At 59.2% G+C, this 14,923-nt stretch carries 17 protein-coding genes; 15 read left to right on the plus strand and 2 right to left on the minus strand.

Features of this window, described 5'->3' with window-relative positions; genetic code table 11:
- The first annotated feature begins 6 nt into the window (after positions 1 to 6).
- The 12 genes from AB7M22_RS20200 (at position 7) to AB7M22_RS20255 (ending at position 9,369) form a co-directional block, all read left to right on the plus strand.
- The gene (locus AB7M22_RS20200) at positions 7 to 153 is read left to right on the plus strand and encodes a hypothetical protein (protein ID WP_157173008.1); all 147 of its coding nucleotides are present in this window, start codon (positions 7 to 9) and stop codon (positions 151 to 153) included.
- A 177-nt stretch (positions 154 to 330) separates the two neighbouring features.
- A complete protein-coding gene (locus AB7M22_RS20205) occupies positions 331 to 1,458 on the plus strand; it encodes a branched-chain amino acid ABC transporter substrate-binding protein (RefSeq protein WP_008005856.1) in 1,128 nt (375 codons plus the stop codon).
- Between the two features lie 233 nt (positions 1,459 to 1,691).
- A complete protein-coding gene (gene livH / locus AB7M22_RS20210; protein ID WP_008005854.1) occupies positions 1,692 to 2,615 on the plus strand; it encodes a high-affinity branched-chain amino acid ABC transporter permease LivH in 924 nt (307 codons plus the stop codon).
- Positions 2,612 to 3,868 carry a high-affinity branched-chain amino acid ABC transporter permease LivM gene (locus AB7M22_RS20215; protein ID WP_454187582.1) on the plus strand — a complete coding sequence of 419 codons (1,257 nt, stop codon included), beginning with the start codon at positions 2,612 to 2,614 and terminating at the stop codon, positions 3,866 to 3,868. The genes livH and AB7M22_RS20215 overlap by 4 nt, the downstream gene beginning before the upstream one ends.
- Positions 3,865 to 4,632, plus strand: coding sequence for a high-affinity branched-chain amino acid ABC transporter ATP-binding protein LivG (gene livG / locus AB7M22_RS20220; protein ID WP_008005847.1), 768 nt, complete (start codon positions 3,865 to 3,867; stop codon positions 4,630 to 4,632). Before AB7M22_RS20215 ends, livG begins: the two co-directional genes overlap by 4 nt.
- Positions 4,633 to 5,334, plus strand: coding sequence for an ABC transporter ATP-binding protein (locus tag AB7M22_RS20225; protein ID WP_007906649.1), 702 nt, complete (start codon positions 4,633 to 4,635; stop codon positions 5,332 to 5,334). It abuts the gene before it with no gap.
- A 356-nt stretch (positions 5,335 to 5,690) separates the two neighbouring features.
- Positions 5,691 to 6,095, plus strand: coding sequence for an antitoxin Xre-like helix-turn-helix domain-containing protein (locus tag AB7M22_RS20230; RefSeq protein WP_454187583.1), 405 nt, complete (start codon positions 5,691 to 5,693; stop codon positions 6,093 to 6,095).
- Positions 6,089 to 6,781 carry an RES family NAD+ phosphorylase gene (locus AB7M22_RS20235; RefSeq protein ID WP_454187584.1) on the plus strand — a complete coding sequence of 231 codons (693 nt, stop codon included), beginning with the start codon at positions 6,089 to 6,091 and terminating at the stop codon, positions 6,779 to 6,781. The genes AB7M22_RS20230 and AB7M22_RS20235 overlap by 7 nt, the downstream gene beginning before the upstream one ends.
- A gap of 147 nt (positions 6,782 to 6,928) precedes the next feature.
- Entirely contained in the window at positions 6,929 to 7,234 is a 306-nt protein-coding gene (locus tag AB7M22_RS20240) for a BufA1 family periplasmic bufferin-type metallophore (RefSeq protein ID WP_454187585.1), read from the plus strand.
- A 25-nt stretch (positions 7,235 to 7,259) separates the two neighbouring features.
- The gene (bufB, locus tag AB7M22_RS20245; protein ID WP_454187586.1) at positions 7,260 to 8,114 is read left to right on the plus strand and encodes an MNIO family bufferin maturase; all 855 of its coding nucleotides are present in this window, start codon (positions 7,260 to 7,262) and stop codon (positions 8,112 to 8,114) included.
- Positions 8,111 to 8,869: an HvfC/BufC N-terminal domain-containing protein gene (locus AB7M22_RS20250; protein WP_454187587.1), complete on the plus strand. Its 759-nt coding sequence runs from the start codon at positions 8,111 to 8,113 to the stop codon at positions 8,867 to 8,869. The genes bufB and AB7M22_RS20250 overlap by 4 nt, the downstream gene beginning before the upstream one ends.
- Positions 8,866 to 9,369 (plus strand): DoxX family protein, encoded by a 504-nt coding sequence (locus tag AB7M22_RS20255; RefSeq protein ID WP_454187588.1) that lies wholly within the window; start codon positions 8,866 to 8,868, stop codon positions 9,367 to 9,369. The genes AB7M22_RS20250 and AB7M22_RS20255 overlap by 4 nt, the downstream gene beginning before the upstream one ends.
- 117 nt (positions 9,370 to 9,486) lie before the next feature.
- On the opposite strand, the gene AB7M22_RS20260 is transcribed toward AB7M22_RS20255, so the two are convergent.
- On the minus strand, positions 9,487 to 10,401 hold the full coding sequence (locus AB7M22_RS20260; RefSeq protein ID WP_454187589.1) for a LysR family transcriptional regulator: 915 nt from the start codon (positions 10,399 to 10,401) through the stop codon (positions 9,487 to 9,489).
- A 104-nt stretch (positions 10,402 to 10,505) separates the two neighbouring features.
- Between AB7M22_RS20260 and AB7M22_RS20265 the strand changes: the two genes are divergently transcribed.
- From AB7M22_RS20265 to AB7M22_RS20275, 3 genes are all read left to right on the plus strand, one after another.
- Complete coding sequence (locus tag AB7M22_RS20265; RefSeq protein WP_007906681.1) at positions 10,506 to 11,105, plus strand: short chain dehydrogenase; 600 nt, start codon at positions 10,506 to 10,508, stop codon at positions 11,103 to 11,105.
- 173 nt (positions 11,106 to 11,278) lie between these two features.
- On the plus strand, positions 11,279 to 11,935 hold the full coding sequence (locus AB7M22_RS20270) for a COG3650 family protein (protein ID WP_454187590.1): 657 nt from the start codon (positions 11,279 to 11,281) through the stop codon (positions 11,933 to 11,935).
- A 95-nt stretch (positions 11,936 to 12,030) separates the two neighbouring features.
- Positions 12,031 to 13,644, plus strand: a complete 1,614-nt coding sequence (locus tag AB7M22_RS20275; RefSeq protein ID WP_007906685.1) for an NAD(P)/FAD-dependent oxidoreductase — start codon at positions 12,031 to 12,033, stop codon at positions 13,642 to 13,644.
- Positions 13,645 to 13,769: 125 nt separating this feature from the next.
- On the opposite strand, the gene AB7M22_RS20280 is transcribed toward AB7M22_RS20275, so the two are convergent.
- A complete protein-coding gene (locus tag AB7M22_RS20280; RefSeq protein ID WP_198537238.1) occupies positions 13,770 to 14,867 on the minus strand; it encodes a PLP-dependent cysteine synthase family protein in 1,098 nt (365 codons plus the stop codon).
- Positions 14,868 to 14,923 lie beyond the last annotated feature (56 nt).

Genomic DNA, 14,923 nt, shown 5'->3' on the forward strand with positions numbered 1-14,923 from the left:
ATCGACGTGAATGATAACGTCGGTATTGCGCCAGAAAAACCCGGATGCAATTGCGTTACCGATCGAGAAATGCAGGAAAGCCAGGGAATGCTGCTGAATCCAAGTATTAGCCAGCTAACATCCCGCCGCGATTCTGTCTTTTTCTTTCAATAAAGCGACACCCTCAGGTTTTGCCCCCTGGCGCCAGCTTCCCAGGCTAACAATCGGCGCTCTACACTGTACCGGTACAGTTGCCGGGGGCATTTTCCGGAGGATATCAACGATATCTGACCCGGTTCTGCTGCTACGGCGCCAGGACTATAAAAACTACAACAGTAAGAGTGGAGCACTATGACTAAGGCTACTAAGCAGATTTCAAAACTGTTTGCCGCTATGGTTCTGGCCGGGGTTGCCAGCCATTCGTTCGCCGCTGACACCATCAAGATCGGCATCGCCGGCCCTAAAACCGGCCCTGTAGCCCAATACGGCGACATGCAGTTCAGTGGCTCCAAAATGGCCATCGAACAAATCAACGCCAAGGGCGGCGTCGACGGCAAGAAGCTCGTCGCTGTTGAATACGACGATGCCTGCGATCCAAAACAAGCGGTTGCTGTTGCGAACAAAGTCGTCAACGACGGCGTCAAGTTCGTGGTGGGTCACCTGTGCTCCAGCTCCACTCAACCGGCGTCCGACATCTACGAAGACGAAGGCGTGATCATGATCACCCCGGCTGCCACCAGCCCGGACATCACCACTCGCGGCTACAAGATGATCTTCCGCACCATCGGTCTGGACAGCGCCCAGGGCCCTGCCGCCGGTAACTACATTGCCGATCACGTCAAACCGAAAATCGTTGCTGTTCTGCACGACAAACAGCAATACGGTGAAGGCATCGCCAGCGCCGTGAAGAAGACGCTGGAAGGCAAAGGCGTCAAGGTTGCCGTTTTCGAAGGCATCAACGCCGGCGACAAAGACTTCTCTTCGATGGTCTCCAAGCTCAAGCAAGCCAACGTCGACTTCGTCTACTACGGCGGCTACCACCCGGAGCTGGGTCTGCTCCTGCGTCAATCCCAGGAAAAAGGCCTGAAAGCCAAGTTCATGGGTCCGGAAGGCGTGGGTAACGACTCCATTTCGCAGATCGCCAAGGAAGCTTCCGAAGGCCTGCTGGTGACCCTGCCGAAATCCTTCGACCAGGATCCGGCCAACATCGCCCTGGCTGACGCGTTCAAAGCCAAGAAAGAAGACCCGAGCGGTCCGTTCGTGTTCCCGGCCTACTCGGCTGTGCAAGTCATCGCCGAAGGCATCAAGGCCGCGAAGAGCGAAGACACCGCAAAAGTGGCTGAAGCTATCCACAAGGGCACGTTCAAAACCCCGACCGGCGACCTGTCTTTCGACGAAAAGGGCGACCTGAAGGACTTCAAATTCGTGGTTTACGAGTGGCATTTCGGCAAGCCTAAAACTGAAGTTTCGCCTCAGTAAGGCCTTGGTCTGACTGACTGCCAATAAAGCCCACGGCGTGCCGTGGGCTTTGTTTTACGAACGTATTGGGCCGCGCTGGCGTGATCCGCCAGTCTCCCCACCTGAAAATCTCAAAACCGTCATCAGCGGTTCGCTGGCAAACCTCGAATTCGAAGTGGATGCAGATCCACGGGGCTCGAGCGGGAAAATGACTCCACCAGTGAAATGCGTATCAGGTTTTTAGGAGCGCTGTAATGCCTGACATCTATCACTTCTTCCAACAGCTGGTTAATGGTCTGACCATTGGCAGCACGTATGCCCTGATCGCCATCGGCTATACGATGGTTTACGGCATCATTGGAATGATCAACTTCGCCCACGGCGAGGTGTACATGATCGGCTCTTACGTGGCGTTCATCGCCATCGCCGGGCTGGCCATGCTGGGACTCGAGAGTGTCCCGCTATTGATGACCGCCGCTTTCATCGCGACCATCGTCGTTACCAGTGCCTACGGTTACAGCATCGAACGGATCGCCTACCGCCCCCTGCGCGGCAGCAACCGTCTGATCCCGCTGATCTCTGCCATCGGCATGTCGATCTTCCTGCAGAACACGGTTCTGCTGGCGCAAGACTCCAAGGACAAATCCATCTCCAACCTGATCCCTGGCAACTTCGCCATCGGGCCGGGTGGCGCACATGAAGTGCTGATTTCCTACATGCAAATCGTGGTGTTCGTGGTGACCCTCGTCGCCATGCTCGGCCTGACGCTGTTCATCTCCCGCTCTCGCCTGGGTCGCGCCTGCCGCGCCTGTGCCGAAGACATCAAGATGGCCAACCTCTTGGGTATCAACACCAACAACATCATCGCCCTGACCTTCGTCATCGGTGCGGCACTGGCGGCCATCGCGGCCGTGCTGCTGAGCATGCAATACGGCGTGATCAACCCGAACGCCGGTTTCCTGGTCGGCCTCAAGGCCTTCACCGCAGCAGTATTGGGCGGTATCGGCAGCATCCCCGGCGCGATGCTCGGCGGGCTGGTGCTTGGGGTGGCGGAAGCCTTTGGTGCCGATATTTTCGGCGACCAGTACAAGGACGTCGTGGCGTTCGGTCTATTGGTCCTGGTGTTGTTGTTCCGGCCAACCGGCCTGTTGGGCCGTCCGGAGGTTGAGAAAGTATGACTAGGAATCTTAAACAGGCGTTGTTCAGCGCCTTGCTGGTGTGGGCTGTTGCCTACCCGGTACTCGGTCTGAAACTGACCATTGTCGGCATCAACCTCGAAGTCCATGGCACCAGCACTGCAACGCTGATCACCATCGCCGTGTGCTCGGTGCTGATGTTCCTGCGGGTGCTGTTCGACCAGCAGATCAGCTCGGCCTGGAAAGCCTCGCCCAACCTGCCGGTGATGCCGGCCAAGGCCACTAACTTCCTGACCCTGCCGACGACTCAACGCTGGATTATCATCGCGTTGATCATCGGCGCGCTGGTCTGGCCGTTCTTCGGCTCCCGCGGGGCGGTGGACATCGCCACCCTGGTGCTGATCTACGTGATGCTCGGCCTGGGCCTGAACATCGTGGTTGGCCTGGCTGGCCTGCTCGATCTCGGTTATGTCGGCTTCTACGCCGTGGGCGCCTACAGCTACGCGCTGCTGTCGCACTACTATGGCCTGAGCTTCTGGATCTGCCTGCCGATCGCCGGGATGATGGCGGCCACGTTTGGCTTCCTGCTCGGTTTCCCGGTACTGCGTTTGCGCGGTGACTACCTGGCAATCGTGACCCTGGGCTTCGGTGAAATCATCCGTCTGTTCCTGCGTAACCTGACCGACCTCACGGGTGGTCCGAACGGCATCAGCAACATTCCCAAGCCCACGCTTTTCGGGCTGAGCTTTGATAAAACTGCCGCAGAAGGTCTGCAGACCTTCCACGAGTTCTTCGGCCTGGAATACAACTCGATCAACAAGGTGATCTTCCTTTACCTGATCGCGGTGTTGTTGTCGTTGTTCGCGCTGTTCGTCATCAACCGCTTGCTGCGCATGCCTCTGGGCCGTGCCTGGGAAGCGCTGCGTGAAGACGAAATTGCCTGCCGTGCACTGGGTCTCAATCCTACGGTCATCAAGCTGTCGGCCTTCACCCTCGGTGCCTGCTTCGCCGGTTTCGCCGGTAGCTTCTTCGCCGCGCGCCAAGGCCTGGTGACACCGGAGTCCTTCACCTTCATCGAATCGGCGACCATCCTCGCCATCGTGGTGCTGGGCGGCATGGGCTCGCAACTGGGCGTCGTACTCGCCGCCACGGTGATGATCCTGTTGCCGGAAATGATGCGTGAGTTCAGTGAATACCGCATGTTGATGTTCGGCGCCTTGATGGTGCTGATGATGATCTGGCGTCCACAAGGTCTGCTGCCGATGCAACGCCCCCACATGGAGCTGCGCAAATGAGCCGTGAGATCCTGAAAGTCACTGACCTGAGCATGCGCTTCGGCGGCCTGCTGGCGGTCAACAGCGTGGCCTTGACCGTCAAAGAGAAACAAGTGGTATCGATGATCGGCCCCAACGGCGCCGGCAAGACTACCGTGTTCAACTGCCTGACCGGTTTCTACCAGCCAACCGCTGGCAGCATCGTGCTGGACGGCGAGCAGATCCAAGGGTTGCCGGGCCACAAGATTGCCCTCAAAGGCGTGGTGCGCACCTTCCAGAACGTGCGGCTGTTCAAGGAAATGACAGCGGTCGAGAACCTCTTGATCGCGCAACACCGTCACCTGAACACCAATTTCCTGGCCGGTCTGTTCAAGACCCCCGCGTTCCGCAGAAGCGAACGCGAGGCCATGGAATACGCCGAGTACTGGCTGGAAAAGGTCAACCTCAAGGAGTTCGCCAACCGTCCGGCCGGCACCCTGGCCTACGGTCAGCAACGTCGCCTGGAAATCGCTCGCTGCATGATGACCCGCCCGCGGATCCTCATGCTCGACGAACCGGCTGCCGGCCTCAACCCGCGGGAAACCGAAGACCTCAAGGCACTGATCGGCATCCTGCGTGAAGAGCATGATGTGACCGTACTGCTGATCGAACACGACATGAAACTGGTCATGAGCATTTCCGACCACATCTTCGTGATCAACCAGGGCACGCCTCTGGCCGACGGTACGCCGGAACAGATCCGCGACAATCCTGAAGTGATCAAAGCCTATCTGGGGGAAGCGTAAATGCTGCAGTTCGAAAACGTTTCCACCTTCTACGGCAAGATCCAGGCGCTGCACAGCGTCAACGTCGAGGTTCGCCAAGGCGAGATCGTGACCCTGATCGGCGCCAACGGTGCCGGCAAGTCGACCCTGCTGATGACCCTCTGCGGTTCGCCGCAGGCCCACAGCGGCAGCATCCGCTACATGGGTGAAGAGCTCGTCGGCCAGGACTCGTCGCACATCATGCGTAAAAGCATCGCCGTGGTCCCGGAAGGTCGTCGGGTGTTCGCCCGTCTGACCGTGGAAGAAAACCTCGCCATGGGCGGATTCTTCACCGACAAGGGCGACTATCAGGAACAGATGGACAAGGTCCTCGGACTTTTCCCACGCCTGAAAGAACGCTTCGCCCAACGCGGCGGCACCATGTCTGGCGGCGAACAGCAAATGCTCGCCATCGGCCGTGCGCTGATGAGCAAGCCCAAGCTGTTGCTGCTCGACGAGCCATCGCTGGGCCTGGCACCGATCATCATCCAGCAGATCTTCGACATCATCGAACAACTGCGCAAGGACGGTGTGACGGTGTTCCTGGTGGAGCAAAACGCCAACCAGGCGTTGAAAATTGCTGACCGTGCCTACGTGCTGGAAAACGGCCGTGTGGTGATGACTGGCACCGGTGAAGCGCTGTTGACCGACCCAAAAGTGCGCGAAGCGTACCTCGGTGGTTAAGCGATTGCGGTAAACAAAAAAACGGCCTTCGCAGGCCGTTTTTTTATGCCTGCCACAAACCCCACAACAATGAAGATCCCCTGTGGGAGCGAGCCTGCTCGCGATGGCAATTTCACATTCAACCGAGATATTGACTGACTTACCGCAATCGCGAGCAAGCTCGCTCCCACAGGGTTATTGGGGTGTTTGGGAGAACGTGTTTAATCAGTGTCAGCGTTACTTCCTGCAAGCTACACATCCTAATGCCTGACGTAACCGGTTCGCCCTCGTAGGAGTTGCGTATTCACAATACAAACTTGCCCTACAGAGACATTTTTCATATATTTGTATCTACAGACCAAGCCAAAGTGATCGCCATGACAGCAACCTCCCAGGCACAAGCCTTCAGCAAAGACCAGTGCGTGACTGGTTTGCGAGCGGCTGTAGGCATACTCGAAAAGTGGCAAGCGTCGAGCGATCAGGCCTGTCGTATCTTGCGCATTTCCCGCAGTACGTACTCCCGGGCAAAGCAGCGCGATCCCGATTGGTCCGTAAGCCTGGATTCAGACCAGATGCAGCGCATCAGTTTTATTCTCAACATCCATGCCACCCTGCGTCTTGTCTTTGATAACCCTGAGAACGTCTATGGTTTTGCGGCGATGGCGAACGAAAACGAGTTCTTCAACGGGCGTAGCCCACTCGAAATCATGTCCCAGGGGGATATGATTTCCCTGTACGAGACGTTTCGGCGGATCGACGTGTTGCGAGGCGCACAATGGTAACGGTGAGCCAGCTGACTGTATTGGCCGGTGAGCAGTTGCAGGCCTACCGATTGATCAATTCAAAATTTCCGCCCATTGCGCTGTTTGACGACGTGGCAAACGCGGACGAATTTGATGTGCTGTATCAGATCCAGGCCCTCACCAATCCGAGGCTGCAAAATGAAGTCGGCCGGCTTGAGCTGATACCGCGTTCGCAGATTCCCTTTGGCATCCCCGGGTGCTCTTACGCAACAGCTCCTTTCACCCACATCAACCCAGCGGGTTCGCGTTTCAGCGATGGCAGTTTTGGCGTGTTGTACTTGGCTGACTCGATGGAAACCGCACTGGCTGAGGTGCAACATCATCAGAATCAGTATTGGTCGAAAGTCCAGAGCCTCAATTACGAGAGGTTTGTTTTCCGGGGGTTATCCTGCATTTTCGTAGACGAGGCCATGAGGGATGCCGTATCCATTCCGATGGACGATCCTATCTACGATCCCGTCGATTACACGCACTCCCATCGCTTGGGAAAGGCCATCAAGGATGCTGGGGTCCCTGGTCTGCGGTACAACTCCGTGCGTATGCATGGGAACTACTGCTGGGCACTGATGACCCCCAGCCCCCTCTCATCAGTCACTCAAACAGCCCACTACGAGATGATCTGGAACGGGCAGATCACCAGCGTCAATAAAATCAGCATTGCCTGACGACCTTATCGGCATCCGGATTTATGGTGTTTTGAGAATTTCTGAAAAAGTTTTGGGGTGGTGTGTAACGCATCGCCCTGTCGTTTCTCTAGAGCCGTAAGCAAGCACAAACGCTTGCCAACCCAAGCTCAATTTCGGAGAAACATCATGACTGCTACCACCCGCACCCTGTCCGCCACCGCCCTGGTTCTGGCCCTCGGTTCTGCCCTGAGCATTGCCGCTGTCTCCACTGCCCATGCCGCTGACGCCAACATGGAAAAATGCTTCGGCGTGGCCATGAAGGGCCACAACGATTGCGCTGCAGGCGCTGGCACCACTTGCGCCGGCACGGCAAAAACCGACTACCAACCAAACGCCTTCAAACTGGTGCCTAAAGGCACCTGCGCCACCACAATGAGCCAGACCTCGCCAACCGGTTTCGGCCAGATGGAAGCCTACAAAGCCAAGTCGTAATCAGCCCCCAGCCTGAGTGTCGACCATGAACCATTTATCGTGCGGGCTCCCGCCCCGCTCCGGGCTGGGGCTCAAGACCGAGCACTTTCGTGAAGTGCTCGGTGCACAACCGGACATCGGTTTCTTCGAAGTCCACGCCGAAAACTACATGGTGGCCGGCGGCCCGTTTCATCATTTTCTGGGGTTGATTCGCGAGCAGTATCCGCTGTCGCTGCACGGCGTTGGCCTGTCCATCGGTGCCGAAGGTCCGCTGGATCTTCAGCACCTGCAAAGGCTTGCCGCACTGATCGAACGCTATCAACCCCAATCCTTTTCCGAACACCTGGCCTGGTCCAGCCATGGCCCGGTATTTCTCAACGACCTGCTGCCCCTGGCCTACGATGCGCGCACGCTGAACCGCGTCTGCGAGCACATCGATCAGGTGCAGAGCGTCCTCAAACGCCCGATGCTGCTGGAGAACCCGGCGACGTATCTGGCATTCCAGCGCTCGACAATCGATGAAGCGGATTTCATCCGCGAAGTCATTCGCCGCACCGGCTGCGGCCTGCTGCTGGACGTCAACAACGCCTACGTCTCCTGCATCAATCACCAAAGAGATCCGCTGGCTTACATCGATGCGCTACCGCTGCAGGCGGTGGGAGAGATTCATCTGGCCGGGTTTGCCGAAGATACCGACAGCCTCGGCGACCGTCTGCTGATCGACGATCACGGTGCGCCCATCGATAACGCGGTGTGGGCACTGTACAGGCAGGTGCTGGAGCGAGTTGGCCCGATCGCCACGTTGATCGAGCGCGACAACCAGTTACCGACCTTCAGCGTGCTGCACGCCGAAGCCCGTCAGGCCGATGAGTGGCTGCATTGCGCGGGGGGCCGATCATGAGCACTCAAGCTGCGTTTGCCGCCGCCCTGCTCGATCCGCAACAGCCCTGCCCCGACGGTTTGTTCAGTGCCAATGGCGCCGATCCCGCCAGCCGTTTCGCGGTGTATCGCAACAATGTGCAGAGCTCGCTGATCAACGCCTTGGCCGACAGTTACCCAGTGGTTTCGCAATTGGTGGGCGATGAGTTCTTTCGGGCGATGGCGGGGCTGTATGTGCAGCATTGCCCGCCCCAAGGCCCACTCATCAACGATTACGGCAAGAACTTCGCCGAGTTCATCGACAACTTTGAACCGGCAGCCAGCGTGCCTTATCTGGCCGACACGGCGCGGTTGGAGCGGTTGCGCGTTCAGGCCTATCACGCCGCCGACGCGCAGACCTTGCGCCATGAACAAATCGCCACCGCGCTGTCGGACCCGCAGGCGCTGAGCAAGCTGACGGTCGGATTTCATCCCTCCCTGAATCTGCTGACTTCAGCCTTTGCCGTGGTTGCTATCTGGGCCGCGCATCAACAGGACGCGACGCTGGCCGGGATCGACCTCGGCCATGGGCAAAACGCGCTGGTGCTGCGCAATGGTCTGGAGGTTGAGGTTTTCGCCATCGACCACGGCGCCAGCACGTTCATTCAGAACCTGCGAAACGGCCAATCCCTGACCCAAGCGTTAGAGACAGCGCCCGCCTTCGACCTCAGCCAAACCCTGGCGCTGCTGATCAGCCACAACGTCATTACCCATTTACACCACAAGGTATCGCCATGAATCGCCATCAGAACCCCATCGCCCGCGCCATCAAGTGGCTGGAAAAAATCCCCCTCAGCCTGATCGCCTTTATCGCGCGTTTTTCCATTGCCGCGGTGTTCTGGAAGTCCGGGCAAACCAAGGTGGAAGGCCTGGCCATCGACTTGATCGACGGCACGTTTCAACTCGGCGTACCAAGGCTGGCGGACTCAACCATCCCGTTGTTCGAGAGCGAATATCACTTGCCATTGCTCTCCCCGGAACTGGCGGCGCACCTGGCAGCCTTCGCCGAGCATTTTTTTCCGGTGCTGATCCTGATCGGCTTCGCCACACGGTTTTCGGCCCTGGCGCTGTTGGGCATGACGCTGACTATTCAGCTGTTCGTGTACCCCGATGCCTATCCGACCCACGGCACCTGGGCTGCGGTGTTGCTGTACTTGATGGCGACCGGGCCGGGCAAGTTGTCGATTGATCACCTGATCGCCAAGCGGTATGCCGGACCTCAAAACTCCAGACGATGAAGACCCCCTGTGGGAGCGAGCCTGCTCGCGATAGCGCAGTGTCAGCCACCATCAATGCCGAATGTCACACCGTCATCGCGAGCAGGCTCGCTCCCACAGGGGTTGGGTGGTGAGACGTTACCGTTGAAGCCGATCCAACGCCTCGCCACTGCGCTTGAACCAACCGATCAAATAATCCGCCAGCACTTGGGTACGTTTCGGTAAACCACCCTGATACGGATGCACCAGGTACATCGGCATGCTGCGGGTCTGATAATCGCGCAGGAGCCAGCGCAAACGCCCGTCAGCCAATTCCTCTTGCAGCAAGTACGACGGCAAACGCGCAATCCCCGCATCCGCCAACGCGGCTTTCTTCAAGAGGTTGTAGTGGTTGCTGGCGAACGGCCCCGACACTCGCACCCGCAACAACTCGTGCTGTTGGTGATAGAGCCATTCTTCGCGACCGCTGTAATGGCTGTTGAGCAGGCAGCGGTGTTCGGCCAGGGCTTGAGGCGTCAGTGGCTCACCGAATCGCTCAAGGTACGCAGGGCTCGCGCAAGTCATCTCGTGCCAGGCCAGCAGCGGACGGGCGACCAGGCGTTCGTCGTTGGCCACTTCCGAGCGGATCGCCAGGTCGAAACCGTCCCGGGACAGGTCACGGTAGTTATTGTTGAGCTCCAGTTCGATCTGCACCTCGGGGTACTGCCGGGAAAACTCCAGCAATGCGCCGTCAAAGAAGGTTTCCCCCAGTGAAACCGGAACCGTCATCCGCACCGGGCCGGCCATGTCGTCTTTCAACCGCGCCAGGGCCTGACGCGCTCGCTCGACTTGAATCACCAGCGCCTGGGCTTGCGGCAACAACGCCGCGCCCGCCGCCGTCAGGCTCAAGCGGCGCGTGGTGCGTTGCAGCAACACCACGGAAAACCGCGTTTCCAGCAGGCTGATGCGCTTGGAAAGTTGCCCCTTGCTGCACCCCAATTGCTGAGCGGCCAGGGTGAAACTGCCCGCCTCGATCAACACCGCGAACGCCGCCAGATCGTCCATTTCGCTCATAGATTGTTTCCATTTGAAAACCAAAGGTTGCCTATTAGCCCGCTTATCTATGGAAAAAACCACTCTAAACTTAAATTCAATCCAACCCACTCAGGTACATCGCGATGAAAATTCTTTTGATTGGCGCCTCTGGCACCGTCGGCTCGGCCATTGACCATGAACTGTCCCAACGCCACGAAATCATCCGTATCGGCCGTAAAAGCGGTGAGTTTCAGGTCGACATCAGTGATAGCGCCTCGATCCGCAAATTGTTCCAACAGACTGGCAACTTCGACGCGCTGATCTGCGCCGCCGGCAGCGTCAACTTCGTGCCGCTGGCCACCATGACCGAACAAGACTTCGAGCTCGGCTTGCGGGATAAGCTGATGGGTCAGGTCAACCTGCTGCTGATCGGCCGGGAATTCGCCAATGACGGTGCGTCATTCACCTTCACCACCGGCATCCTCAGCCACGATCCGATTCGTACCGGCAGCTCGGCCTCGCTGGTCAACGGCGCCCTGGACAGTTTCGTCCGTGCAGCGGCGATCGAACTGCCGCGCGGCCTGCGCATCAACTCGGTCAGCCCCAACGTGCTGGTCGAAGCCATGGGTAGCTACGCCCCGTACTTCCGTGGTTTCAAACCGGTTCCCGCCGCCGAAGTGGCGCTGGCCTACGCCAAAAGCGTGGAAGGCTTACAGACCGGCCAGACCTATCGCGTCGGCTAAACCGCCAGAATCAAAAGATCGCAGGCTTTGCCAGCTCCTACAAAAGCACCGCGTGCAGGAACTGCCGCAGGCTGCGATCTTTTGATCTTGATTTTGGGAACGCGAGGACATTGTAGGGTTGTGATGAACGGTCAGGGTAAGTAACGTGGCGACACTTGTCAGGAGACTCAAAGATGCGTGTTGCCCGTTCCTTGGTGCTTGTTGCCCTGCTTCCGCTGTTCGCCGCCTGCCAGTTGCTCGATGGCCCACGGGAAAGCGCTTCCCATGTGGGCCAGACCCGCCTGCAGGGCCAGTTGACGGCGGCCGACGGCAAGTTGCTGTTCCAGCCGTGCAATGAGCAGCGCAGTTTGGTGGTCAACGACAGCGGCGGCACCAGCGTCCTGCAAGAGGCCGCCACCCTGGCCGATGATCAGGGCAAGCTGTTTGCTGACGTGCGCGGCCGGATCACCACCAGCGGCCAGTTGGATCTGGAGCAGTTGTACCGCGTCGAACGCTCGGGCACGGCGTGTGACGATCCCAATTTCAAGCAGCTGATCCTGCGCGCCGCCGGTCATGCCCCTGAATGGAACGTCAAAGTCAGCGGCAAAGGCATGGTCATCGACCGCGCCGGCCAGCCGCCCCTGGCCCTGCCGTACGTTGAAGAGCAACTGGGCGATGGCCGCTTCAACCTCAGCACCGAAGCCAATAACCAGCGCATCGAGCTCTGGGTCGCGCCGCAACGCTGCGTCGACAGCAGCACCGGCAGCGTGCAGCACATGAGCGCCGAGCTACGCATCGACGGCCAGGTGCAACGCGGCTGTGGGTATTTTGGCGGATCGCGCGACGACTGATCGTTTTTGCCTCACGGGAATCATCCTTTGAGGCTTATAATCGCGGGCTTCAAACGCCTTGGCGCAGTTGTGCGCCCCGCGAACCGGATCCCGTCATGTTACGAATCACCGAACTCAAGTTGCCGATCGACCATCCCGAAGAAGACCTGCGCCCTGCCATCGTGCAGCGCCTGGGCATCGCCAGTGATGACCTGCTCGATTTCACCTTGTTCAAGCGCAGCTACGATGCGCGCAAAAAGTCCTCCGAACTGTGCTTCATCTACACCATCGACCTCAACGTTCGCGATGAGGCGGCGGTGCTGCACACATTCGCCGATGACCGTAACGTCAACGTGGCGCCGGATGTCAGCTACAAAGTGGTCGGCCAGGCGCCTGCCGACCTGAGCCAGCGCCCGATCGTGGTCGGGTTCGGCCCCTGCGGGATCTTCGCCGGGCTGCTGCTGGCGCAGATGGGCTTCAAGCCGATCATCCTCGAACGTGGCACCGAAGTGCGTCAGCGCACCAAGGACACCTGGGGCCTGTGGCGTAAAAGCGTGCTCAACCCCGAATCCAACGTGCAGTTCGGTGAAGGCGGCGCGGGTACGTTCTCCGATGGCAAGCTCTACAGCCAGATCAAGGACCCGAAATTCATCGGTCGCAAAGTCTTGCACGAGTTCGTCAAGGCCGGCGCGCCGGAAGAAATCCTCTACGTCAGCAAACCGCACATCGGTACGTTCCGTCTGACCGGTGTAGTGGAAAACATGCGTGAGCAGATTCGCGCCATGGGCGGCGAAGTGCGCTTCCAGCAGCGCGTCACCGATGTATTGATCGAAGATGGCCAACTGGTCGGCGTCGAGCTCAATGGCGGCGAGCAGATCCATTCGAAACACGTGATTCTGGCCCTCGGCCACAGCGCCCGGGACACCTTCCGCATGCTCCACGGCCGCGGCGTGTACATGGAGGCCAAGCCGTTTTCGGTGGGTTTCCGCATCGAGCACCCGCAATCGCTGATCGACCGCGCACGCCTGGGCAAATACGCCGGGCACCCGAAACTCGGCGCTGCCGACTACAAACTGGTGCACCACGCCAGCAACGGTCGTTCGGTCTACAGCTTCTGCATGTGCCCGGGTGGCACCGTAGTGGCGGCGACCTCCGAGCCGAACCGCGTGGTCACCAACGGCATGAGCCAGTACTCGCGTAACGAGCGCAACGCCAACTCCGGGATCGTCGTCGGGATCACCCCGGAAGTCGATTATCCAGGTGGCCCGCTGGCCGGCATCGAGTTGCAGGAACGCCTGGAATCCCACGCCTTTGTGTTGGGCGGCAGCAATTACGAAGCGCCGGCGCAATTGGTCGGTGACTTCATTGCAGGCAAGCCATCGACCGAGTTGGGCAGCGTCGAGCCGTCCTACAAGCCGGGCGTTGCCTTGGGTGATTTGGCCCTGGCTTTGCCGGCGTTCGCCATCGAAGCGATTCGCGAAGCCTTGCCGGCGTTCGAGAAGCAGATTCGTGGCTACTCGCTGCACGACGCCGTGTTGACCGGGATCGAGACGCGCACCTCATCGCCGCTGCGCATTACCCGTAACGAGTCGATGCAAAGCCTGAACGTGAAGGGCTTGTTCCCGGCCGGTGAAGGCGCGGGTTATGCGGGCGGGATTCTGTCGGCGGGTGTCGACGGGATTCGGATTGCCGAAGCGGTGGCCCGAGACATCCTTGGCCTCGAGGCCTAAGGAACGATCACACGCCCCTGTAGGAGCGAGGCTTGCCCGCGAAGAAGTTGACGCGGTCTTTCTGAAAGACCGCATTATCGTTCTTCGCGGGCAAGCCTCGCTCCTACAGGGGGCGGTGTTTGGTGTCAGATATTGGCGCGCAACACGCTGGCCGGCAACGGCTCACCGCGCTCGACACTCGCCGCCACGGCATCCATCAAACCACTCAACTCATACCCCTGGGCCTTGAGCCAGGCCTGATCGTAATAGGTGGTGGCATAGCGCTCGCCGCCATCGCACAGAATCGCCACGATCGACCCCGACTCCCCCGCCGCCTTCATCTGTTGCGCAGCCATCAGAGCGCCAATCAGGTTGGTGCCGCTTGATCCGCCTACATGCCGACCCAAACGCTGCGCCAGATAGTGCATGGCCGCCAGCGACAAGGCGTCCGGCACCTTGACCATCGCATCGATCACCTTGGGCAGGAACGACGCTTCCACCCGTGGCCGACCAATGCCTTCAATCCGTGACCCGCAATCCAGGCGCAGGCTGGCGTCGCCGGTCTGGTAATAATCGAAGAACACCGAACGCTCGGCATCGGCGCACAACACGCGGGTGCAGTGCTGGCGATAGCGCACGTAACGGCCGAGCGTCGCGGTGGTGCCGCCGGTGCCGGGGCTGGAAATCAGCCAGCTCGGTTCCGGGTGCTGCTCGAAGCGCATCTGCTGGAAGATCGATTCGGCGATGTTGTTGTTCGCCCGCCAGTCGGTGGCGCGCTCGGCGTAGGTGAACTGGTCGATGAAGTGCCCGTCGTGTTCGCGAGCCAGGCGTTCGGACTCGGCGTAGATCTGCGTCGGATCGTCCACCAGATGGCTCTTGCCACCGTAGAAAGCGATCTGCGCGATCTTTTCCTTGGACGTGCTTGCGGGCATCACTGCAATGAACGGCAACCCCAGCATCCGGGCGAAGTACGCCTCGGAAATCGCCGTCGAACCGCTGGAGGCTTCGATCACCGGCGCACCCGGTTTGAGCCAGCCGTTACACAGGGCGTAGAGAAACAACGAGCGCGCCAACCGATGTTTCAGGCTACCGGTGGGATGGCTCGACTCATCCTTGAAGTACAACTCGATGCCCGGCAACCCCGGCAGCGGCAAGGGAATCAGGTGAGTATCGGCGCTGCGCTGGAAGTCGGCTTCGATGATCCGGATGGCTTCGCGGGCCCACTGTCGGTTGTCGCTCATGATGGTTTTCTCGTTGAATCAGGCAAAGAGTCGGCCTTGTCGCAAGGCTCAGCCCACAA

This window comes from Pseudomonas sp. ADAK2 TE3594 (genome assembly GCF_053628675.1).